Raw genomic sequence first — 22,582 nt, 5'->3', positions numbered from 1 at the left:
CGGGTCGCGGGCACGTCGGCATGACGGCGCTCGGGTGGGCCCCGTAGGGTGCTGCCGATATCTCGGCGGCGGTACGACGACGGAGGGCTCGGCGTGACTACGGGAGCGGCAGGTGGTGGACCGGGGCCGTGGGGCCCGGCCCCCGGCGCGGACCCGGGCGTGCTGGAGCGTGCGTTGCGCGAGGTCGCCCCGGAGCGCTACGACGCCTACGAGCGGCTGCTCCAGGCGCTGGCCGAGGGCCAGGTGTGGATGCTGCTCTGGCAGGGCCGGCCGGGCAGCCCGGACGCGCAGTACGGGAACATGGACATCGGCGGGCACGGTTACGCCCCCGCCGCCACCTCGCCGGAACAGCTGGCCGCCAGCGGCTGGTCGCGGGCGCACGAGCTGATCTCCGGGCGGGAGATCGCCGACACCCTCTACCGCACCCGCTGGGGGCTCTGGCTGAACCCGCACGCGCCGGGGGGCGGGGTCGGGGTGCCCTGGGCGGACCTGCGCCGGGTGGCGGCCGGGCTGCACCGGCTGCCGGCCGGGCCGCTGCGGCTGACCGAACCGCAGGTGCGGGCCGAGCGGTTCTACGCCGTACTCGAACAGCAGGTGCCCTCGGTGCGGCCGGTGAGGGCGCTCTGGCGGGCCTGGGTGCAACCGGCGGTGGACGAGCCGTACCTGGCGATCGGGCTGGACCTCTATGACACCTCGCCGCCGGCGGTGGAGGCGGTCCGGGCGCTGATGCAGCGGGCCATCGCGCAGGCGCCGGAGGGACTGGCGGTCTCCACCGTCGCGATGAGCGACGAGTACGACCCGGTGGCGCTGTGGATGCGCGCGCACCTGCGGCCGTTCTACCACCGCGAGGCGACCCCCGCGCCGTATCCGGCGCCGCCGTACCCGGGCGCTCCGGGATCGTACGGCTATCCCGGGCCGGCGCAGGCCCCGGTCCAGGCCCCGGCGCCCGGTTGGCTGCAGCAGCCCTGGACCGGGCGTCCGCGCGGCTGAACCACCCTGCTCCGCAGGCTTTCTGACGAATGATCAACTCGTCCTGGTGTCCGATCAGTTGACCCGGGCGTCCGGTATCTGGCGCGTCGGCGGCGAGTTTCAAGGTGTCGTGCAGGTTTACCGATCTTGAACGCCTGTAGATCACAGTTGGGCATCCTTCGATCGGGAGGTCTGGCGCAAGCCTGTTGCCAGCGTGAAGAGTTCTGCGCACCGCACCAGCCGAGCAACCCGGGCGGCGCACCCTCGCAGGCTCTGACCGGGGCCTGACAGCAGTGGGCGCGCCGGGGTTCGCCATGGTCCGACCACCGTTGGCGAGGGGACCGAACTGCCCATGCCCAGCACCACCGAGAGTACAGAACCCGTACCGGGCAGCCCGGTTGAGCTGCCCGCCGCACCCCGACAGATCGAGGGCCGCTCGCTCGGCCGGATCGCCTGGACCCGGTTCAAGCGCGACCGGGTCGCGGTGGCCGGCGGCGTCGTGGTGATCCTGCTGGTCCTGGTCGCCGTGCTGGCCAAGCCGATCGAGTCGGTCTTCGGGCTCAGCCCCGACAACCTCCACCAGGACCTGCTGGACGCCGACTTGGGCGGTCTGCCGAGCGGTTCGTTCGGCGGCGTCAGCCTCAGTCACCCGCTGGGCATCGACCCGTTGCAGGGGCGCGACCTGCTGGCCCGGGTGATCGACGGCTCCTGGGTGTCGCTGCTGGTGGCGTTCGGCGCCACCGTCCTCTCCAACACCATCGGCACCGTGCTCGGCGTGGTGGCCGGCTACTACGGCGGCTGGGTGGACGCCGCGATCAGCCGGGTGATGGACGTCTTCCTGGCGTTCCCGCTGCTGCTCTTCGCGATCTCGATCTCCGCCTCGCTGCAGGGCGGCGCGTTCGGGATGCACGGCCTGCCGCTGCACATCAGCGTGCTGATCTTCGTGATCGGCTTCTTCAACTGGCCCTACATGGGCCGGATCGTGCGCGGGCAGACGCTCTCGCTGCGCGAGCGGGAGTTCGTCGACGCGGCCCGCAGCCTGGGCGCCCGCGGCCCGTTCATCCTCTTCAAGGAACTGCTGCCGAACCTGACCGGGCCGATCCTGGTCTACTCGACCCTGCTGATCCCGACCAACATCCTCTTCGAGGCCGGTCTGAGCTTCCTCGGCGTGGGCATCCAGCCGCCGCAGTCCTCCTGGGGCGGGATGCTCAACGACGCGATCAAGTACTACCAGGTGGACCCCGAGTACCTGCTGGTCCCCGGTCTGGCGATCTTCGTCACGGTGCTCGCCTTCAACCTGCTGGGCGACGGGCTGCGTGACGCCCTCGACCCACGTGGCAACTGACTCTCAACTCACCTCAAGAGCAAGCCACTTCCCGCCACTCTCCCAAGGGGTTGATCCAGCAATGCGCAGGTCTCGTACCCTCGCCCTGGCCGCGGTGGCCGCCACCACCGTCCTGGTGGTGAGCGGTTGTTCCAGCTCGTCCAACGGCGGTGGCGCGACCGGCACGGTCGCCGGCCAGAACGCCGCCACCACCGGGGTGGTGAACGCCTCCGACCACAAGGGCGGCACCGTCACCTACGAGATGAAGGGCACCCCGGACTCGCTCGACCCGGGCAACACCTACTACGCCTACATCTGGAACTTCGCCCGGCTGTACGGCCGTCCGCTCACCACCTTCGCCCCCGGGCCCGGCAAGCAGGGCGAGAAGCTGGTCCCGGACCTGGCCTCCGGGCTCGGCCAGGTCAGCGACAACGGCCTGACCTGGACCTACCACCTGCGCCCGGGCCTCAAGTACGAGGACGGCACCCCGGTCAGCTCCAAGGACGTCAAGTACGCGATCGAGCGCAGCAACTACGCGCCGGACGTGCTCTCCAACGGCCCGACGTACTTCCAGGAGCTGCTGGTCGACAACCCGACGCCGTACCAGGGCCCCTACAAGGACCCGCACGGCGGACTCAACTCGATCCAGACGCCGGACGACACCACCATCGTCTTCCACCTCCAGCACCCGTTCGCCGACTTCGACTACCTGGTCAGCGCCCCGCAGACGGTGCCGGTGCCGCAGGACAAGGACACCGGGGCGAGCTACGTCAACCACCCGATGTCCACGGGGAGTTACATGTTCTCCTCGTACCAGGACGGCAAGGAGGCGACGCTGGTCCCGAACCCCAACTGGGACCCGTCGACCGACCCGATCCGCAAGCAGCTCGCGGACAAGATCGTCCTCAAGATGAACATCGAGCAGCAGACCATCGACCAGGACCTGATGGCCGGCAACGCCCAGGTGGACCTGGTGGGCGGCGGCGTCGACCCGCAGACCCAGGCCAAGATCCTGCTGGACAGCTCGCTCAAGGCGAAGACCGACAACGCCTTCGGCGGCCGCCTCACCTACCTGGCGCTGAACACCAAGGTCGCCCCGCTGGACAACGTGGACTGCCGCAAGGCCGTCGAGTACGCGATCGACAAGGTCTCGGTGCAGACCGCCGAGGGCGGCCCGATCCGCGGCGGCATCGCCGACACCCTGCTGCCGTCGGACGTCGCCGGTCACCAGGACTTCAACCTCTACCCGTCCTCCGGCGACCACGGTGACATCGCCAAGGCGAAGCAGGAGCTGGCGGCCTGCGGCCACCCGAACGGCTTCAGCACCACGATCACCGCGCGCACCGAACGCGACACCGAGGTGGCCGCCGCGACCTCGATCCAGGCCGCGCTCAAGCAGGTCGGCATCCAGCTGAACATCCAGCAGTACCCGCAGGGCAAGTACTTCACCGACTACGCGGGCGTCCCGCAGTTCACCGACAGCAACAACGTCGGGATGATGATGATGCAGTGGGCCGCCGACTGGCCGACCGGCTACGGCTTCCTGCAGCAGATCGTGGACGGCCGGGCGATCAAGTCCTCCGGCAACAGCAACCTCGCCCAGCTGAACGACCCGGCGATCAACAAGCTGATCGACGACTCGGCGGTGCAGACCACCGAGGCGGCCCGGGACAAGGACTACGCGGCGATCGACCAGCAGGCCATGGCGGACGCGGCCTACGTGCCGCTGCTCGACACCAAGGTCCTGCTCTACCGCCCGGACAGTGCCACCAACCTGGTCTCCAGCTCGGCCTTCGACGGCGAGTACGACTACCTCAACATCGGCACCACCAAGTAAGAGCCTGACTCCACACCCCTGAAGGCAGGTGAAGGCAGCGGCGTCCGCTCCGGCCCTGGGTGTCCAGCACGGACACCCCGGCCGGGGCGGGGCACCGGAGCCGTACAACTGTGTTGGCCTACATCATCCGCAGGACGTTCGCCGCCCTGGTGCTGCTCCTGGTCGTCAGTGCGGTCACCTTCGTCATCTTCTTCCTGCTCCCACGCATCGCGGGCGAGACCACCGACCAGCTCGCCGCGCAGTACATCGGCAAGAACCCCAGCCCGGCCGCGATCGCCGCGATCAAGAAGAACCTGGGCTTCGACCAGCCGCTGTACATCCAGTACGGCCGCTTCCTCAAGGGCCTGGTGGCCGGGGCGAAGTACAAGTACGGCCCGGACGCGGCCACTTGCCACGTGCCGTGCTTCGGCTACTCGTTCAAGAACCACGTGGAGGTCTGGCCGGACATCCGCTCGCGGATCCCGGTGACCTTCTCGCTCGCCCTCGGCGCCTCGGTGATCTGGCTGCTCTCCGGCGTGGCGGCCGGCGTGGTCTCCGCGCTCAAGCCGCGTTCGTTCTTCGACCGGCTGTCGATGGGCGTCGCGCTGGCCGGCGTCTCGCTGCCGATCTTCTTCACCGGCGCCCTGTTGCTGACCCTGTTCAGCTACCAGTGGCCGATCTTCGGCAACCTGCACTACGTCAACTTCACCAGCAACCCGCTGATGTGGGCCAAGAACCTGGTGCTGCCGTGGGTCTCGCTGGCGTTCCTGTACTCCGCGCTCTACGCCCGGCTCACCAGGGCCGGGATGCTGGAGACGATGAACGAGGACTACATCCGCACCGCCCGGGCCAAGGGCCTGCGCGAGCGGGACGTGGTGGTCCGGCACGGTCTGCGCTCCGCGCTCACCCCGATCCTGACCATCTTCGGGATGGACCTCGGGCTGCTGCTCGGGGGCGCGCTCATCACCGAACAGGTCTTCTCCCTGCAGGGCGTGGGCTTCTACGCGGTCTCCGCGATCAACGACAACGACCTGCCGAAGATCCTCGGCGTCACCCTGATCGCCGCCTTCTTCATCGTGCTCTGCAACCTCCTGGTTGACCTCCTGTACGCCGCCGTCGACCCCCGGGTGAGGCTCTCGTGACCACCGCCGAGCAGGACCGGCCCGCCGAGTCCGCCTTTCTCTCCGTCCGGGACCTGAAGATCCACTTCGACACCGACGACGGCCTGGTGAAGTCGGTCGACGGGGTCAGCTTCGATCTGGCCCGCGGCCGCACCCTGGGCATCGTGGGGGAGTCCGGCTCCGGCAAGTCCGTCACCTCGCTGGGCATCATGGGCCTGCACCGCAGCAAGCGGGCCCGGATCTCCGGGGAGATCCGGCTGGAGGGTGAGGAACTGGTCTCCGCCGACCCCGAGCGGGTGCGCCAGTTGCGCGGCCGCACCATGGCGATGATCTTCCAGGACCCGCTCACCGCGATGCACCCGTACTACACGATCGGCAGCCAGATCGTGGAGGCCTACCGGGTGCACCACCCGGAGGCGTCCAAGAAGGAGGCGCGGACCCGGGCGGTGGAGATGCTCGACCGGGTCGGCATCCCGCAGCCGGACCGCCGGGTGGACGACTATCCGCACCAGTTCTCCGGCGGCATGCGCCAGCGCGCGATGATCGCGATGGCACTGGTCAACGACCCCTCACTGCTGATCGCCGACGAGCCGACCACCGCGCTGGACGTCACGGTGCAGGCCCAGATCCTGGACCTGATCCGGGACCTCCAGCAGGAGTTCGGCTCGGCGGTCATCATCATCACCCACGACCTGGGCGTGGTGGCCGAGTTGGCGGACGACATCCTGGTGATGTACGCGGGACGGTGCGTCGAGCGCGGACCGGCCGCGACCCTCTTCGACTCGCCGGAACACCCCTACACCTGGGGCCTGTTGGGGTCGATGCCGCGGCTCGACCGGGCGCTGACCGAGCGGTTGGTGCCGGTCCGCGGCACGCCGCCCAGCCTGATCAACGTGCCCAGCGGCTGCGCCTTCCACCCGCGTTGCCCGTACGCCGAGTTGACCGGCGGCCGGTCGGCCGGCGAACTGCCACTGCTGGTCGAGACCGGCCCCGGCCACCACGCCGCGTGCCACCTGCCCGCCGCCGACCGACAGCGGATCTTCACCGAAGAGATCGCGCCCCGGCTGTGAACCACGGATCAGGAGAGCAAGGCGAGATGACGAAGACGCGGAGCGCCGACCCGGTGGACACCGAGGCGGCCGGGCGCCGCGAACCCCTGCTGCGGGTGAGCGGCCTGGAACGGCACTTCCCGATCACCAAGGGTCTGCTGCGCCGGCAGCACGGCGCGGTGCGGGCGGTGGACGGGATCTCCTTCGAGGTGATGCCCGGGGAGACCCTGGGCGTGGTGGGGGAGTCCGGCTGCGGCAAGTCCACCACCGGCCGGCTGGTCACCCGACTGGACGAACCCACCGGCGGCAGCATCGAGTTCGAGGGCACCGACATCACCCACCTGGGGGTCGGCGCGATGCGACCGCTGCGCCGCGACATCCAGATGATCTTCCAGGACCCGTACTCCTCGCTGAACCCGCGGCACACCGTCGGCACCATCGTCGGCGCGCCGTTCCGGCTGCAGAAGGTGCGGACCGAGGGCGGGGTGAAGAAGGCCGTCCAGGAGCTGCTGGAGATCTGCGGGCTCAGCCCGGAGCACTACAACCGCTACCCGCACGAGTTCTCCGGCGGCCAGCGGCAGCGGATCGGCATCGCCCGGGCGCTGGCACTGCGGCCGAAGATGATCGTGGCCGACGAGCCGGTCTCCGCGCTGGACGTCTCGATCCAGGCGCAGGTCGTCAACCTCCTCGACGACCTGCAGCGGGAGCTCGGGCTGACCTACCTGATCATCGCCCACGACCTGTCGGTGGTGCGGCACGTCTCGGACCGGGTGGCGGTGATGTACCTCGGCAAGATCGTCGAGATCGCCGACCGGGACGCGCTCTACGCGAGCCCGGCCCACCCCTACACGGTGGCGCTGATGTCCGCCGTGCCGGTCCCGGACCCGCGCCGCAAGGAGCGCCGGGAGCGGATCCTGCTCACCGGCGACGTCCCCTCGCCGATCAACCCGCCGAGCGGCTGCCGGTTCCGCACCCGCTGCTGGAAGGCCCAGGACGTCTGCGCCACCACCGAGCCCCCGCTGGCCGAGCTCCGCCCGGGCCACCGGACGGCCTGCCACTTCCCGGAGCTCCCGGCCGTCCCGGCCGAGGAGGTCGCGGCGGTCTAGCCCCGGTCTAGGTGTCCCGGGCCGTCCGGCAGGGCGGCTCACCGTACCGTTTCGGTCGAATTCGGTCGACAATGGGCCGAGCATGGACACTTAGCCGGTGACCTCGCAGATTTTCGCGCCCGATGTGCAGGAGACCCTCGACCTGACGGGCATCTTCGTCTTCGCCCTGTCCGGGGGCCTGCTCGCCGTCCGCAAGAACATGGACATCTTCGGGATCTGCGTGCTCGCCTTCGCCACCGCGCTGGGCGGCGGGGTGCTGCGTGACCTGCTGATCGGTGCGGTGCCGCCGGCCGCCTTCACCAACACGGGGTACTTCGTCACCCCGCTGGTGGCCGGGCTGGTGGTGTTCTTCCTGCACCCGGAGGTCGAGCGGATCAACCGCGCGGTGCAGACCCTGGACGCGCTCGGGCTCGGGCTGTTCTGCGTCACCGGCACGACCAAGGCGCACGACTACGGCCTGGGCTCGGTCGCCTCGGTCGCGCTGGGCATGCTCACCGCGGCCGGCGGCGGCGTGATCCGCGACGTGCTGGCGCACGAGACGCCCTCGCTGCTGCGCTGGGACCGGGAGATCTACGCCGTCCCGGCGCTCTGCGGGGCGACCCTGGTGGCGCTGCTGATCGCCGCCCACCACCTCACCACGTTCACCGCGAGCGCGGCCGCGATGGCCGCCTTCGTGCTGCGGATGCTGGCGCTCAGGTATGGCTGGCGCGCACCGCGTGCCTGGCACCGCAACGGTTCTCGCACCAGCGAGGAGTAGGCGAGCCGCCGTACGCCAGCGAGATCGCCTCCACCGTGCAGAGCAGCTCGGGCAGCAGCCGGCTCAGCTCGCCGACCGGCGCCACCGCGACCGGCGCGGAGATCGCGCAGGCCGCGATGGTCCGGCCGGCGTTGCCCTGGATCGGGGCGGCCAGACAGTTCACCGACTCCGGGTGCTCGGCGTACTCGGTCTGCCGGATCGCCCAGCCCTGGCGGCGGACCGCGGCCAGTTCGGCGCGCAGGGCCTCGGTGCGCGCGGCCGGCAGCGCCTGGTCGGCCAGCGCGGCCGTCAGCTGATCCTCCGCCAGGTCGGCCAGCAGCACCCGGCCGGTGGCGGTGGCGACGGCCGGCGCGTGCCGGCCGATCCCGGAGGACGGGCCGGGCCGGGGGCCGGCGCCGGCCGGGTGACGGCTCTCCACCTCGTCCAGGCAGAGCACCTGGTCGCCCTCCAGCACCGCCAGGTGCACGGTGTGCCCGTACCGCTCGTTGAGCGCGGCCAGGTAGGGCGCGGCGACCTGGCGCACGTCTATCCCGTCCAGCGCCTGCTGGGCGAGGGAGAGCAGCCGGCCGCCGAGCCGGTAGCGGTGGTCCGGTTGGCGCCGCACGAAGCCGTGCTCCTCCAGGGTGCGCAGCAGCCGCAGCGCGGTGGACTTGTGCACCCCGATGGTGCCGGCGGCCTGCTCCAACGAGGCGGGACCGTCGCCCAGCGAGGCGAGGATGGTCAGTGCCCGGTCGACGGTCTGCGACATGCCCCCTACCCTTCCGCCCCCTCCATGGGGCAGGAGGCTAACCGTGCGTTGCATCCCGTGCAACGGGCAAATCGGCACCGCGGCAGCGGTCCCGGTCGTGACCGCTGCCCCGCGTGGCGCCGCGTCCGCCTACACTTGTCCAGCCATGCCTTACTTCGACCATGCGGCCACCACCCCGATGCTCCCCGAGGCGATCGCCGCGATGACGGCGCACCTGGGTGTCACCGGCAACGCCTCCTCCCTGCACGCGGCCGGCCGGCGGGCCCGCCGGGTGGTCGAGGAGTCCCGCGAGTCGCTCGCACAGGCGCTGGGCGCCCGGCCGAGCGAGATCGTCTTCACCGGCGGAGGTACCGAGTCGGACAACCTCGCCGTCAAGGGCCTGTACTGGGCCCGGCGGGACGCCGATCCGGCCCGTACCCGGGTGCTGTGCAGCCCGGTCGAGCACCACGCGGTGCTGGACGCGGTGCACTGGCTGGCCGAGCACGAGGGCGCCCGGGTCGAGTACCTCCCGGTGGACGGCTACGGCCGGGTGCACCCCGAGGCGTTGCGCGCGGCCGTCGAGTCCGACCCCGGCTCGGTCGCGCTGATCACCGTGATGTGGGCCAACAACGAGCTGGGCACCATTCAGCCGATCATCGAACTCTCGGCCGTGGCCCGCGAGTTCGGGATCCCGATGCACGCCGACGCGGTGCAGGCGCTGGGTCAGGTGCCGGTCTCCTTCGCCGAGTCGGGGCTGGACGCGCTGACCGTCACCGGGCACAAGATCGGTGGCCCGTACGGGGTCGGCGCGCTGCTGCTGGCCCGGACGGCCGCGCCGGTGCCGCTGCTGCACGGCGGCGGCCAGGAGCGCGACGTGCGCTCCGGGACGTTGGACGTGCCGGCCGCGGCCGGCTTCGCGGTCGCCGCCGAACTCGCGGTGGCCCGGCGGGCCGAGCACGCGGCGGCCCTCGAACCGCTGCGCGACGACCTGATCGCCCGGGTCCGTGCCGCCGTCCCGGACGCGGTGCTCAACGGCGACCCGTCCGCCGCCGGCCGGCTGCCCAACAACGCGCACTTCTCGTTCCCCGGCTGTGAGGGCGACGCGCTGCTGATGCTGCTGGACGCGGCCGGGATCGAGTGCTCGACCGGCTCGGCCTGCTCGGCGGGGGTCCCGCAGCCCAGCCACGTGCTGCTGGCGATCGGCGCCGAGCCGCGGCTGGCCCGCTCCTCGCTGCGCTTCTCGCTGGGGCACACCTCGACCAAGGCGGACGTGGACGCGCTGGCCGAGGCGATCGGGCCGGTGGTGGCGCGGGCCCGGAACGCCGGCCAGCGCTGAGACTCCCGTTCCCGGGAATCATCCGTCGGCCCGTACCCTTGGACGCACTATGACCGAATTCCCTGGTGCGTTCCCCGGTGCCCCGACCGGCCCGTCCACCGGCCGCCGCCTGCGCGTGCTGGCCGCGATGTCCGGCGGCGTCGACTCCGCCGTCGCCGCGGCCCGGGCCGCCGAGGCGGGCCACGAGGTGACCGGCGTGCACCTGGCGCTGGCGGCCAACCCGCAGTCCTTCCGCACCGGCGCCCGCGGCTGCTGCACCCTGGAGGACTCCCGGGACGCCCGCCGGGCCGCCGACGTGATCGGCATCCCGTTCTACGTCTGGGACCTCGCCGAGCGGTTCCGCGAGGACGTGATCGAGGACTTCGTCGCCGAGTACGCCGCCGGCCGGACCCCCAACCCCTGCCTGCGCTGCAACGAGAAGATCAAGTTCGCCGCGCTGCTGGACAAGGCGCTCGCGCTGGGCTTCGACGCGGTCTGCACCGGCCACTACGCGCGGATCGTCGAACTGCCCGACGGCGGCCGCGAGCTGCACCGCGCGGTGGACGGTGCCAAGGACCAGTCGTACGTGCTGGGCGTGCTGGACGCGGCCCAGCTGGCGCACTCGCTCTTCCCCCTCGGTGACACCACCAAGGAGGAGATCCGGGCCGAGGCCGAGCGCCGGGGCCTGGCGGTCGCCAAGAAGCCGGACAGCCACGACATCTGCTTCATCGCGGACGGCGACACCCAGGGCTTCCTGGCCCGCCACCTGGGCACCGCGACCGGTGACATCGTGGACACCGAGGGCACCAAGATCGGCGAGCACGACGGCGCGTACGGCTTCACCATCGGCCAGCGCAAGGGGCTGCGGATCGGCCGCCCGGCCGCCGACGGCAAGCCGCGCTACGTGCTGGACATCTCGCCGGTGAACAACACCGTCACGGTCGGCCCGGCCGAGGGCCTCGACGTGATCGGCCTCACCGCCATCCGCCCGCGCTGGTGCGGCGCCGAACCGCCCGCCGCCGGTGCCTACACCGCCCAGCTGCGCGCGCACGGCGAGGAGGTCCCGGTCACCGCCGAGCCCACCCCCGACGGCCTCCGCGTCCGGCTCGCCACCCCCGCCCGTGGCATCGCCCCCGGCCAGGCCGTCGTCCTCTACGACGGCACCCGCGTGGTCGGCTCCGCCACCATCGCGACGACCGAACGCCGGGCGCTGGCGGCGGAGGTCTGAGGGGCTCCGGTCACTTTCCGGCCTCGGGCCCGTACCACTGCAGCGCCTGCCCGGTGACGCCCGCGACGCACTCGAAGTCATGGTCCCGGTGCAGCAGGGCCAGGCCCTGCAGCTCCGCCGTCGCCGCGACGACGAGGTCCACGGCACCGGCGCTGCGGTGCAGGCCCCGCTTGGTCAGCACGTCCTGGACCTGCCAGGCGCGGTCGTAGGCGCGGTCGTCGACCGGCACCCAGCTGAACAGCGGCCGCACGTCCTCGATCCCCCGGGCGCGGTCGGCGGCCGTGCGTGCGCTGTGGAAGAACTCGAGCTCGGTGATGGGACAGGTCGCGATGAGGCCGGCCGCTGCGGCTTGGTCCCAGGCGTACTGGTGCCGAGGGCCTGAGCCGAGGCCGGCGGGGTCGCCCCGCTCCGCGCGTGGTAGACCTGTTCCCACTATGAACATCTGTGTCTTCTGCTCCGCGTACTCCCTCGACGACCGTTACACCGCCCCCGCGGCCGAGTTCGCCCGGTTGCTCGGGGAGGCCGGGCACACGCTGGTGTGGGGCGGGTCCAACGCCGGGCTGATGGGGGTGCTGGCCGACGGGGTGAGGGCGGCCGGCGGGCGGTTGGTCGGGGTGCTGGTCGAGTTGCTGGCGCACAAGGGGTACCAGGGGGCCGACGAGCTGGTGATGACGCGTGACATCGCCGAGCGCAAGGCGCAGTTGCTGATGCGGGCGGACGCGATCGTGGTGCTGGTCGGCGGCCTCGGGACGCTCGACGAGGTGACCGAGGTGCTGGAGCTGAAGAAGCACGGCCTGCACGACAAGCCGGTCGTCCTGCTGGACACCGAGGGCTTCTACGACGGGCTGCGCGCCCAGCTGGAGCGGATGGAGACCGAGGGCTTCCTGCCGCGTCCGCTGGGCGAGTTGGTCCACTTCGCCACCACTCCGGCCGAGGTGTTCGAGCACCTCGCCAAGACCGGTTCCTGACTTCACCGAGAGGGCAACCATGGCCACCCACCTGATCACCGGCGCCGGCTCCGGCATCGGCGCGATCGTCGCCGAGCGCCTCGCCGAGCGCGGCGACGAGCTCTGGCTGCTGGCCCGCAGCGCCAAGCGGGCCGCCGAGCTGCGCGAGCGGTTCCCGGCCGCGCACACCCTGGTCGGCGACCTGGCCGACCCCGGCAAGCTCTCCTGGGCGTTCGGCCACCAGAGCCTGCCGGTCGAGCTGGACTCGCTGGTGCACGTGGCGGGCGTGGTCGAGCTGGGCCCGGTCGGCGAGACGCCGGTCAAGGTCTGGCAGGAGACGCTGGCCGTCAACGTGGTCGCCCCGGCCGAGCTGACCCGGCTGCTGCTGCCCCAGCTGCGGCTGGCCCGCGGGCACGTGGTCTTCGTCAACTCCGGTGCCGGGCTGACCGCGCACGCCGAGTGGGGGTCCTACGCGGCCAGCAAGTTCGGGGTGCGGGCGCTGGCCGACGCGCTGCGCGCCGAGGAGCACGCCGCCGGGGTCCGGGTCACCTCGGTCTACCCGGGCCGCACCGCGACCCCGATGCAGCGCAAGGTGCACCAACAGGAGGGCGTCGCGTACGACCCGGAGCGCTGGATCGCCCCGGAGTCGGTGGCCACCGCCATCCTGACCGCCATCGACCTGCCGCGGGACGCCGAGATCACCGAGATCACGGTCCGCCCGGGGCGGTAGCCTCGACCGTGTGACCAGCGAACACCCCTTCCCCGACCTGCTCGGCGCCGCCACCGGCGTCGGCTCGATGCCCGGCACCGACGCGCGGGAGGCCGCGAGGACCTCGGTCGGGGCGCTCGAACAGCTGCCGTTCCTACCGGAGCTGCCGGCCCGCGGGCCGGGGGCGGACATGCTCGGACGGAGTGCCGGGCTGCTGGTGGAGCTGTTCGCGCAGGTCGAGCCGAGCGGCTGGCGGTTCGCCGACCGGCCCGGTCGGGACACCAGGCGCGCGCACTCCTGGCTGGGCGAGGACCTGGACGCCCTGGAGGAGTTCACCCAGGGCTACCAGGGCGCGCTCAAGGTGCAGGCGGTCGGCCCGTGGACGCTGGCCGCGGGGGTCGAGCTGAAGCACGGCGAGAAGGCGCTGGCCGACCCGGGCGCCTGCCGGGACATCGCCGGCTCGCTCGCCGAGGGCCTGCGCCGGCACCTGGCGGAGGTCCGCAAGCGGGTGCCCGGCGCGCGGGTCGTGCTCCAGCTGGACGAGCCCTCGCTGCCCGCGGTGCTGGCCGGCTCGGTGCGGACGGCCAGCGGGTTCCAGCGGCTGCGCGCGGTGGACCGGCAGGTCGCCGAGGAGACCCTGCGCGAGCTGGTCCGCGCCGTGGACGCCCCGGTCATCGTGCACTGCTGCGCGCCGCAGGTGCCAATTCCCTTGCTGCGTCGGGCCGGTGTGGCCGGCGTGGCGCTGGACTTCGGACTGTTGACGGAGCGTGAGGACGACGACCTGGGCGAGGCGATCGAGGCGGGGGCCGTGATCCTGGCCGGTGTGGTGCCCTCCACGGACCGGGCATTGTCCGACCCGGCCGGTAATGTCACCGGTGTCAGGACGTTGTGGCGCAGGCTCGGGCTCGATCCGGAGCTGCTCGGCCGTCGCGTGCTGGTGACGCCGACCTGCGGGCTGGCGGGCGCGAGCCCGGCCTACGCCCGGCAGGCGCTGTCACTCAGCGTGAGGGGTGCGCAGAGTCTGGTGGACAACCCGGAGTAGGCACGGAGGAGGAGTCGGGTGGCGGCGGTCGAGGGCTGGGAAGAGGTCCCGGCGGAGGTGCGCAGGCGGCACGCCGAGCTGGCGGCCGAGATCGAGGACCATCGCATCCGGTACTACGAGCAGGACGCGCCGATCATCAGCGACGCCGAGTTCGACCGGCTGATGCGCGAGTTGGAGGCGATCGAGACCGAGCACCCGGTGCTGGTCACCCCCGACTCGCCCACCCAGAAGGTCGGCGGCGCGGCGGCCGAGGGCTTCGCCAAGGTCGAGCACCGGGAGCGGCTGCTCAGCCTGGACAACGCGATGGACGACGAGGAGCTGGCCGCCTGGGCCGAGCGCGTCGCCCGCGAGCTGGACGGCCTGGAGTACCACTACCTCTGCGAGCTCAAGGTGGACGGCCTGGCGGTCAACCTCACCTACGAGCACGGCCGGCTGGTGCTGGCCGCCACCCGCGGCACCGGCCGGGTCGGCGAGGACATCACCACCAACATCCGCACCATCAAGGAGATCCCGCACCAGCTCAAGGGCGACGACATCCCCGCGCTGGTGGAGATCCGCGGCGAGGTCTACCTGCCGACCGAGGCGTTCGAGGAGCTCAACGCCTCGCTGGCGGCGGAGAACGAGCGCCGCAGGGCGGAGAACGAGCGGCGCGCCGGGGAGGGCAAGCGCCCCCAGGCGCTGCTCAAGCTCTTCGCCAACCCCCGTAACGCGGCCGCCGGTTCGCTGCGCCAGAAGGACCCGCTGGTCACCGCCTCCCGCCCGCTGCACATGGTGGTGCACGGCATCGGTGCCCGCGAGGGCTTCGACATCGACTGCCAGTCGCACGCCTACCAGCTGCTGCGCGACTGGGGTCTGCCCACCGCCCGGCACAACGAGGTGGTCGGCACCCTCGACGAGGTGCGGGCCTTCATCAAGCAGTACGGCGAGCAGCGCCACTCGGTCGAGCACGAGATCGACGGCGTGGTGGTCAAGGTGGACGAGATCCCGCTCCAGGGCCGGCTCGGCGCCACCTCCAAGTCGCCGCGCTGGGCGATCGCCTGGAAGTACCCGCCGGAGGAGGTCACCGCCAAGCTGGCCCGGATCCAGGTCGGCATCGGGCGGACCGGCCGGGCCACCCCGTTCGCCGTGCTGGCCGAGCCGGTCAAGGTGGCCGGCTCGATGGTGCAGTACGCGACGCTGCACAACCAGCAGGTGGTGAAGGCCAAGGGCGTGCTGCTCGGCGACACCGTGGTGCTGCGCAAGGCCGGTGACGTGATCCCGGAGATCCTCGGCCCGGTGGAGGACCTGCGGGACGGCACCGAGCAGGAGTTCGTGATGCCGAGCCACTGCCACGAGTGCGGCGCCGAGCTGCGCCCGATGTCCGAGGGCGACATCGACCTGCGCTGCCCCAACGCCCAGTTCTGCCCGGCCCAGGTCCGCGAGCGGATCGCCTACCTGGGCGGCCGGGAGTCGCTGGACATCGAGGGCCTGGGCTACGTCGCGGCGACCGCGCTCACCCAGCCGCTGGAGCCCGCCGACCCGCCGGTGAAGGACGAGGGCGACATCTTCGGCCTGACCGTCGAGCAGCTGCTGCCGATCAAGGTGTTGGTGCGCGACCCGAAGACCGGCCTGCCGAAGCTGGACGACACCACCGGTGAGCAGAAGGAGGTCACCTTCTTCGCCAACCTCAGGGGCGAGCCGAAGAAGAACACCACCGTGCTGCTGGACAACCTGGCGGCGGCCAGGGACCGCCCGCTCTGGCGCTACCTCAACGGCCTGTCGATCCGTCACGTCGGTCCGGTCGCGGCCCAGGCGCTGGCCCGCGAGTTCCGCGACCTGGACCGGATCTTCGCCGCGAGCGAGGAGGAGCTGGCGGCCGCCGAGGGGGTCGGCCCGACCATCGCCCGCTCGATCCAGGAGTGGCACCAGGAGGAGTGGCACCGCGAGATCCTGCGGAAATGGCGGGAGGCGGGGGTGCGGTTCACCGAGGAGGCGGCCGCGGACGAGGGGGAGCGCCCGTTGGAGGGGCTCACCGTGGTGGTCACCGGGACGCTGGCCGGCCACACCCGGGACGGTGCCAAGGAGGCGCTGGTCTCGCGTGGGGCGAAGGTGACCGGGTCGGTGTCGAAGAAGACCAACTTCGTTGTGGCCGGCGACAATCCGGGCTCCAAGTACGACAAGGCCGTCCAACTGGGCCTGCCGGTACTGGACGACGCGGGCTTCGCCGTGCTGCTGGAGCGGGGCCCGGCGGCGGCTCGGGCCCACCTCGGGCTGCCCGAGCCCGAGTCGGCCGCCGAGAGCCCGGCCGAGGTAACCCCCGCAGCGGCTGACCAGGGCTGACGTGTCCGTCTTGTGACCTCCTGATGTCCCGTCAGCCGGGTGTCGGGCCCGCAAACCGGGCATCTTCTCCCCGTACGGCGCCGGTCCCGAGCTGGCCCGCTCCTGGATGACCGAAAGTCCGCCCCCGCCCGGGGGGCGGACTTACCCTGGAGCGCAACAGCGTGTCAGCAGGAGTGGGGGGCACCGGGTTCGTCCGGCGCCGACAGGGGCGCTTCCCGGCTGAGACCGACTGGCACACCATCAGGTGTGCTGGGGCCGACCGTGCTGTTCGCGGTCGGTCCGAGCCGCGACGCGGCCTGGCGGGGCGGGCCTGACGGAGGACAGGGCGTATGGATCGTACGACCGGCGGTGCGCCGACGCGCCCGCCGCAGGGGGTGGCGGGCGCGGTCCTGCTGCTCGGTGTGCTGCTGGCCGGAGCAGCCCCGCTCATCCCGCTGGCCGTCCTGGTCAGCCGGCACGAGCCCGAACTGCTGCCGCTCTTCGCGGTTCCGCTGGCCGTCCTGGTGGCGGCCTGGCGGATCGCCCGGGACCGGGCCAGGGACCAGCTCACCGATCCGCTGACCGGCCTGCCCAATCGGCACGCCCTGCTGCTCGCCGCGCAGGAGGCGATCGCCGACCACCAGAGCGAGGAACAGTACAGCGTCGGGCTGATCCTGCTCGACCTCGACCGGTTCCGTTCGCTCAACGACACGCTCGGCCACGCGGCCGGCGACCGGCTGCTGGTGCACATCGGCCGGCGGCTGCACCGGGTGCTGCGCGGCGGCCGGTCCGACCCCGCGGGCGGCGCGCCGCCCGGCCGCCCGTCCGGCCCGGCCGACCGCCGCCGGGAGGCCGAGGAACTGCTCGCCGAGCTGCCGCCGGCCGTCGAACACGGCCGCCGTGCGGTGGTGGCGAGGATGGGCGGCGACGAGTTCGCCGTGCTGCTGCCCGGGGTGGGCTGCGGAGACACCCTGGAACGGCTCGCCAAGGCGCTGATCGCCGAACTCGCCGCGCCGATCCGGCTGGACGGCCTGCTGCTGGTGCTGGAGGCCAGCGCCGGCGTCTGCGTCTACCCGCATCACGCGGGGGACGCAGAATCGTTGCTGCGCCGGGCCGACGTCGCGATGGGTCACGCCCAGCGCGGGCGGACCGGGGTCGAGCAGTACGACGCCTCGCAGGACGCCGACACCCCGTACCGGATCGGCCTCCTCGGCGACCTGCGCCGGGGGCTGGAGACCGGCGAGGTGCAGCTGCACTACCAGCCCAAGGTGGCCTTCGACGGCCGGGTGGTCGGCCTGGAGGCGCTGCTGCGCTGGGAGCGGCCCGGGCGCGGCCGGGTCAGCCCGGACGAGTTCGTCGGGCTGGCCGAGTCCAGCGGGCTGATGCCCCGGCTCACCGACTACGTGCTGGAGGCGGCGATCGGCCAGCTCGCCGCCTGGCGCGGGCAGGGCCTGCAGGTCCAGGTGGCGGTGAACGTCTCGCCGCGGGACGTGCTCAACCCCGGCTTCGCCCAGCGGGTGGCCGGTCACCTCGCCCGGCACCAGGTGCCCGCCCACGCGCTCCAGCTGGAGATCACCGAGCGGCTGCTGCTGGACGACTCGCGGCGGGCCGCCGACACCCTGGCCGAGCTGCGCCGGCACGGCGTCGGGATGTCGCTGGACGACTTCGGCACCGGCCACTCCTCGCTGGTGCGGCTGCGCAGCCTGCCGGTCGGCGAGCTGAAGATCGACCGCTCGTTCGTCTCCCGGATGGTCGCCGACGACCACGACGCCGCGGTGGTCCGCTGCTCGGTCGAGCTGGCGCACTCGCTCGGACTGACGGTGGTCGCCGAGGGGGTGGAGGACGACGAGACCTGGGAGCGGCTGCACGGGCTCGGGGTGGACGCCGTGCAGGGCTGGCTGGTCTCCGCCGCGCTCCCCGCCGACCAGGCCACCGCCTGGCTCCGGGTGCACCGCACCGGGCCGCCCTGCGCCGAGCGGCTGACCACGCTGGAGCGCTGGACCGGGCAGGCCGAACTGTCCCTGCCCGAGCCCCGGCTGCCGTACCCCGGGGTGCCCCGGCCGACCATCCCGAGCCAGGCCGGCCAGCCGCTGGTGCCGCCGCTCGCACAGCCCACCGAGACCGGGCTGCAGGCCCCGACCACCCCCCAGTAGCCCCGCCGGCGGAGGCCACGGTGGCGATCACGGTTCCGGGCCGCCGGGCCGCGCCCCCTAGGATGGTCTGCACAGACCGAGAGGACGGAGACCAGCGCGCGACCCAGCCGCCGGTCCCCGTCCCGGGCCGGCCACCCGTAGGTGCCCGGCCTCACCAGAACTCACCTTGAGGATCGCTGCATGCCTGGCATCACGCGCGAGGAGGTCGCCCACCTCGCCCGGCTGTCGCGTCTGGAGTTGCAGGCGGAGGAGCTGGACCACTTCGCCGAGCAGCTGGACGTGATCATCGGCGCGGTCGCCCGCGTTTCCGAGGTCGCCGGACAGGACGTCCCGCCGACCTCCCACCCGCTGCCGCTGACCAACGTCATGCGCGCGGACGAGGTGCGGCCGTCGCTCACCCCGGACCAGGCGCTGGCCGGCGCCCCGGCCGCCGAGGAGCAGCGCTTCCGGGTCCCGCAGATCCTCGGGGAGGACTGAACCACCATGACCGACCTGATCAAGTACACGGCCGCCGAGACCGCCGCCGCGATCTCCACCGGCCAGGTCAGCGCCGTCGAGGTGGCCCAGGCCCACCTGGACCGGATCGAGGCCGTCGACAAGAAGGTCAACGCCTTCCTGCACGTGGACACCGAGGGCGCGCTGGCCGCCGCCCGCGCGGTGGACGAGAAGCGCTCCCGGGGCGAGGAGCTCGGCCCGCTGGCCGGCGTCCCGCTCGCGCTGAAGGACGTCTTCACCACCAAGGGCGTGCCGACCACCTGCGGCTCCAAGATCCTCGAGGGCTGGCTCCCGCCGTACGACGCCACCCTGACGACCCGCCTGAAGGACGCGGGCGTGGTGATCCTCGGCAAGACCAACATGGACGAGTTCGCCATGGGGTCCTCCACCGAGAACAGCGCCTTCGGCCCGACCGGCAACCCGTGGGACCTCAGCCGGATCCCCGGCGGCTCCGGCGGCGGCTCGGCGGCCGCGCTGGCCGCGTTCGAGGCCCCGCTGGCGATCGGCACCGACACCGGCGGCTCGATCCGCCAGCCCGGCGCGGTCACCGGCACGGTCGGCGTCAAGCCCACCTACGGCTCGGTCTCCCGCTACGGCCTGGTCGCCTTCTCCTCCTCGCTGGACCAGGGCGGCCCGTGCGCCCGCACGGTGCTGGACGCCGCGCTGCTGCACGAGGCGATCGCCGGCCACGACCCGCTGGACTCCACCTCGATCGACGCGCCGGTCCCGGCCCTGGTCGAGGCCGCCAAGCTGCGTGACGTGCGCGGCATGCGGATCGGCGTGGTGAAGGAGTTCGCCGGCGAGGGCTACCAGGCCGGTGTGATGCAGCGCTTCGACGAGAGCGTGGAGCTGCTGCGCGAGCTGGGCGCCGAGGTCGTCGAGGTCTCCTGCCCGTCGTTCACCCTGGCGCTGCCGGCCTACTACCTGATCGCGCCCAGCGAGGCCTCCTCCAACCTGGCCCGCTTCGACGCGATGCGCTACGGCCTGCGGGTCGGCGACGACGGCAGCCGCTCGGCCGAGGACGTCACCGCGCTGACCCGGGAGGCCGGCTTCGGCCCCGAGGTCAAGCGCCGGATCATCCTGGGCACCTACGCGCTGTCCTCGGGCTACTACGACGCGTACTACGGCTCGGCGCAGAAGGTCCGGACACTGATCTCGCGCGCCTTCGACGAGGCCTTCGCGACCTGCGACGTGCTGATCTCGCCGACCACTCCGACCACCGCCTTCCCGATCGGCGAGCGCGCCGACGACCCGATGGCGATGTACCTGGCGGACCTCTGCACGATCCCCTCGAACCTCGCGGGCAACGCGGCCATGTCGCTGCCCTGCGGTCTGGCCCCGGAGGACAATCTCCCGGTCGGCCTGCAGATCATCGCACCCGCGATGGCGGACGACCGCCTGTACCGCGTGGGCGGCGCCGTCGAGGCCGCACTCAACGACAAGTGGGGGCACCCCCTGCTGGAGGAGGCACCGGCACTGTGAGCAAGATCGAGAAGGCCAAGGGCTTCAAGCACACGAAGCCCGGTCTCTGGCTGTCCATCGGTACCAGCGCCTTCGGCGCCCTGGGCATCGCCAAGGACGTCCGCAAGGCGCGCAGCGAGCAGGACAAGCTGCTCCTGGCCAATGCCGTGATCGGCGCGCTGGCCCTGGTCACCAGCACCGCGCTGCTGCTGCGCGAGCTCAAGCAGCTCGGCAGCGACGACGTGCTGGCGGGCTGACCGCCCGTCGGGTCCGGCCGTAGCCCCGGCGGCGCGGCCGGACCCACCCCCCGAACTTCTCTGAGCTACGAAGGGACGCTGTGAGCGTCATGAACCTGGTCTCGTTCGAGGACGCCCTCGCGTCGTACGACCCGGTGATGGGCCTGGAGGTCCACGTCGAGCTGGGCACCAAGACGAAGATGTTCTGCGGCTGTTCGACCGAGCTGGGGGCCGAGCCGAACAGCCAGGTCTGCCCGACCTGCCTGGGCCTGCCCGGCTCGCTGCCGGTGGTCAACTCGGTCGGCGTGGAGTCGGCGGTCAAGATCGGCCTGGCGCTGAACTGCGAGATCGCCGAGTGGTGCCGCTTCGCGCGGAAGAACTACTTCTACCCGGACATGCCGAAGAACTTCCAGACCTCGCAGTACGACGAGCCGATCGCCTTCAACGGCTACCTCGACGTGCAGTTGGAGGACGGCGAGGTCTTCCGGGTCGAGATCGAGCGCGCCCACATGGAGGAGGACACCGGCAAGTCTACCCACGTCGGCGGTGCGACCGGCCGGATCCACGGCGCCTCGCACTCGCTGCTGGACTACAACCGGGCCGGCATCCCGCTGATCGAGATCGTCACCAAGCCGATCCAGGGCGCCGGCGAGCGGGCCCCCGAGGTCGCCAAGGCGTACGTCGCCGAACTGCGCGAGCTGATCAAGGCGCTGGGCGTCTCCGAGGCCCGGATGGACAAGGGCCAGATGCGCTGCGACGTCAACCTCTCGCTGCGCCCGAACGGCACCGAGACCTTCGGCACCCGCTCGGAGACCAAGAACGTCAACTCGCTGCGCTCGGTCGAGCGGGCCGCCCGGTTCGAGATCCAGCGGCACGCCACGGTGCTGACCGACGGCGGCACGATCATCCAGGAGACCCGGCACTTCCACGAGGACGACGGCACCACCACCTCCGGCCGGATCAAGGACAACGCCGAGGACTACCGGTACTTCCCGGAGCCCGACCTGGTCCCGATCGCCCCGGCCCGGGAGTGGGTCGAGGAGCTGCGGGCCGCGCTGCCCGAGCTGCCCCGGGTCCGCCGGGCCCGGCTGCAGGCCGAGTGGGGACTCTCCGACAAGGAGATGCAGTCGGTGCTCAACGCCGGCGCGGTCGAGCCGATCCTGGAGACCATCGCCGCCGGTGCCCCGGCCGACCAGGCCCGCAAGTGGTGGCTGGGCGAGCTGGCCCGGCGCGCCAACGAGACCGGCACCGAGCTTTCCGAGCAGCCGATCACCCCGGTCCAGGTGGCCCGGGTCTGCGCGCTGGTCGCCGAGGGCAAGCTCAACGACAAGCTGGCCCGCCAGGTGATCGAGGGCGTGCTGGCCGGCGAGGGCGAGCCGGACGAGGTGGTGGCCGCCCGCGGCCTGGCCGTCGTCTCGGACGACTCCGCGCTCGGTGCCGCCGTCGACCAGGCGATCGCGGAGAACGCCGCGGTGGCCGACAAGATCCGCGACGGCAAGATCGCCGCGGTCGGCGCGCTGGTCGGCGCGGTCATGAAGGCCACCCGTGGCCAGGCCGACGCGGCCCGGGTGAAGGACCTGATCCTGGAGCGCCTCGGCCAGTAGTCACGGCCCTCCAACGGCTCGTGGCCGCCCCCGCGTCGGGGCGGCCACGAGCCGTTCGGCATGCCGCCAAGGCCCGCGGGCGGCGCGTGGCCCGGCGCATCGACGCACACGCCCCGGCGCGCATGCTTCGTCATGTGCGCTACGGCCAACCGGGCCGATCTGGTGGAAGCGGGTGCATATCCCTACTCTCGGACCATTACTCTAAGTTGAGTGTGCGTGTCGTTG

Annotated in this window: 20 protein-coding genes; 18 read left to right on the top strand and 2 right to left on the bottom strand. The window is 72.2% G+C overall.

Annotated elements, in window-relative coordinates; genetic code table 11:
• Positions 1–93 precede the first annotated feature (93 nt).
• The 7 genes from ACIGXM_RS06380 to ACIGXM_RS06350 all read left to right on the top strand — a co-directional run bounded on the left by ACIGXM_RS06380 (position 94) and on the right by ACIGXM_RS06350 (position 8,142).
• Complete coding sequence (locus ACIGXM_RS06380; protein WP_396557464.1) at positions 94–990, top strand: enhanced serine sensitivity protein SseB C-terminal domain-containing protein; 897 nt, start codon at positions 94–96, stop codon at positions 988–990.
• 331 nt (positions 991–1,321) lie between these two features.
• Positions 1,322–2,314, top strand: coding sequence for an ABC transporter permease (locus ACIGXM_RS06375; RefSeq protein ID WP_396557463.1), 993 nt, complete (start codon positions 1,322–1,324; stop codon positions 2,312–2,314).
• Positions 2,315–2,375: 61 nt separating this feature from the next.
• Positions 2,376–4,130, top strand: a complete 1,755-nt coding sequence (locus ACIGXM_RS06370) for an ABC transporter substrate-binding protein (protein ID WP_396557461.1) — start codon at positions 2,376–2,378, stop codon at positions 4,128–4,130.
• A gap of 110 nt (positions 4,131–4,240) precedes the next feature.
• Positions 4,241–5,251 carry an ABC transporter permease gene (locus ACIGXM_RS06365; protein WP_396557459.1) on the top strand — a complete coding sequence of 337 codons (1,011 nt, stop codon included), beginning with the start codon at positions 4,241–4,243 and terminating at the stop codon, positions 5,249–5,251.
• Positions 5,248–6,300: an ABC transporter ATP-binding protein gene (locus ACIGXM_RS06360; RefSeq protein WP_396557457.1), complete on the top strand. Its 1,053-nt coding sequence runs from the start codon at positions 5,248–5,250 to the stop codon at positions 6,298–6,300. The genes ACIGXM_RS06365 and ACIGXM_RS06360 overlap by 4 nt, the downstream gene beginning before the upstream one ends.
• A 26-nt stretch (positions 6,301–6,326) precedes the next feature.
• Positions 6,327–7,385 carry an ABC transporter ATP-binding protein gene (locus ACIGXM_RS06355; protein WP_396557455.1) on the top strand — a complete coding sequence of 353 codons (1,059 nt, stop codon included), beginning with the start codon at positions 6,327–6,329 and terminating at the stop codon, positions 7,383–7,385.
• Positions 7,386–7,482: 97 nt separating this feature from the next.
• Positions 7,483–8,142, top strand: coding sequence for a trimeric intracellular cation channel family protein (locus tag ACIGXM_RS06350; protein WP_396557453.1), 660 nt, complete (start codon positions 7,483–7,485; stop codon positions 8,140–8,142).
• Here ACIGXM_RS06350 and ACIGXM_RS06345 read toward each other — a convergent pair.
• Positions 8,078–8,890 (bottom strand): IclR family transcriptional regulator, encoded by an 813-nt coding sequence (locus ACIGXM_RS06345; RefSeq protein WP_396557451.1) that lies wholly within the window; start codon positions 8,888–8,890, stop codon positions 8,078–8,080. The two genes, ACIGXM_RS06350 and ACIGXM_RS06345, sit on opposite strands and share 65 nt — an antisense overlap.
• A 145-nt stretch (positions 8,891–9,035) precedes the next feature.
• Between ACIGXM_RS06345 and ACIGXM_RS06340 the strand changes: the two genes are divergently transcribed.
• Together ACIGXM_RS06340 and mnmA are read left to right on the top strand one after the other, a co-directional pair.
• On the top strand, positions 9,036–10,205 hold the full coding sequence (locus ACIGXM_RS06340) for a cysteine desulfurase family protein (RefSeq protein WP_396557449.1): 1,170 nt from the start codon (positions 9,036–9,038) through the stop codon (positions 10,203–10,205).
• A gap of 49 nt (positions 10,206–10,254) precedes the next feature.
• Positions 10,255–11,412, top strand: coding sequence for a tRNA 2-thiouridine(34) synthase MnmA (mnmA, locus tag ACIGXM_RS06335; RefSeq protein ID WP_396557447.1), 1,158 nt, complete (start codon positions 10,255–10,257; stop codon positions 11,410–11,412).
• A 10-nt stretch (positions 11,413–11,422) separates the two neighbouring features.
• Here mnmA and ACIGXM_RS06330 read toward each other — a convergent pair whose 3' ends face one another.
• On the bottom strand, positions 11,423–11,854 hold the full coding sequence (locus ACIGXM_RS06330) for a PIN domain nuclease (protein ID WP_396557446.1): 432 nt from the start codon (positions 11,852–11,854) through the stop codon (positions 11,423–11,425).
• Between ACIGXM_RS06330 and ACIGXM_RS06325 the strand changes: the two genes are divergently transcribed.
• From ACIGXM_RS06325 to gatB, 9 genes are all read left to right on the top strand, one after another.
• Positions 11,847–12,380, top strand: coding sequence for a TIGR00730 family Rossman fold protein (locus tag ACIGXM_RS06325; RefSeq protein WP_396557444.1), 534 nt, complete (start codon positions 11,847–11,849; stop codon positions 12,378–12,380). The genes ACIGXM_RS06330 and ACIGXM_RS06325 overlap by 8 nt on opposite strands.
• A gap of 19 nt (positions 12,381–12,399) precedes the next feature.
• Entirely contained in the window at positions 12,400–13,089 is a 690-nt protein-coding gene (locus tag ACIGXM_RS06320; protein WP_396557442.1) for an SDR family oxidoreductase, read from the top strand.
• A gap of 10 nt (positions 13,090–13,099) precedes the next feature.
• On the top strand, positions 13,100–14,110 hold the full coding sequence (locus tag ACIGXM_RS06315) for a methionine synthase (protein ID WP_396557440.1): 1,011 nt from the start codon (positions 13,100–13,102) through the stop codon (positions 14,108–14,110).
• 18 nt (positions 14,111–14,128) lie between these two features.
• Positions 14,129–16,429 (top strand): NAD-dependent DNA ligase LigA, encoded by a 2,301-nt coding sequence (gene ligA, locus ACIGXM_RS06310; protein ID WP_396557438.1) that lies wholly within the window; start codon positions 14,129–14,131, stop codon positions 16,427–16,429.
• 329 nt (positions 16,430–16,758) lie between these two features.
• Positions 16,759–18,561 (top strand): putative bifunctional diguanylate cyclase/phosphodiesterase, encoded by a 1,803-nt coding sequence (locus ACIGXM_RS06305; protein WP_396557436.1) that lies wholly within the window; start codon positions 16,759–16,761, stop codon positions 18,559–18,561.
• 180 nt (positions 18,562–18,741) lie between these two features.
• Positions 18,742–19,038: an Asp-tRNA(Asn)/Glu-tRNA(Gln) amidotransferase subunit GatC gene (gene gatC, locus ACIGXM_RS06300; RefSeq protein ID WP_030302932.1), complete on the top strand. Its 297-nt coding sequence runs from the start codon at positions 18,742–18,744 to the stop codon at positions 19,036–19,038.
• A 6-nt stretch (positions 19,039–19,044) separates the two neighbouring features.
• Entirely contained in the window at positions 19,045–20,538 is a 1,494-nt protein-coding gene (gene gatA / locus ACIGXM_RS06295; protein ID WP_396557435.1) for an Asp-tRNA(Asn)/Glu-tRNA(Gln) amidotransferase subunit GatA, read from the top strand.
• A complete protein-coding gene (locus ACIGXM_RS06290; protein ID WP_396557433.1) occupies positions 20,535–20,774 on the top strand; it encodes a hypothetical protein in 240 nt (79 codons plus the stop codon). Before gatA ends, ACIGXM_RS06290 begins: the two co-directional genes overlap by 4 nt.
• Before the next feature lie 80 nt (positions 20,775–20,854).
• Entirely contained in the window at positions 20,855–22,357 is a 1,503-nt protein-coding gene (gatB, locus tag ACIGXM_RS06285) for an Asp-tRNA(Asn)/Glu-tRNA(Gln) amidotransferase subunit GatB (protein ID WP_396557431.1), read from the top strand.
• The last annotated feature ends 225 nt before the right edge of the window (positions 22,358–22,582 follow it).

The sequence above is a fragment of the Kitasatospora sp. NPDC052896 genome, from assembly GCF_044547075.1.
Classification (GTDB): Bacteria; Actinomycetota; Actinomycetes; order Streptomycetales; family Streptomycetaceae; genus Kitasatospora.
The sequence above is the reverse complement of the archived record's forward strand: the minus strand, read 5'-3'. Positions and strand labels throughout refer to the sequence as shown.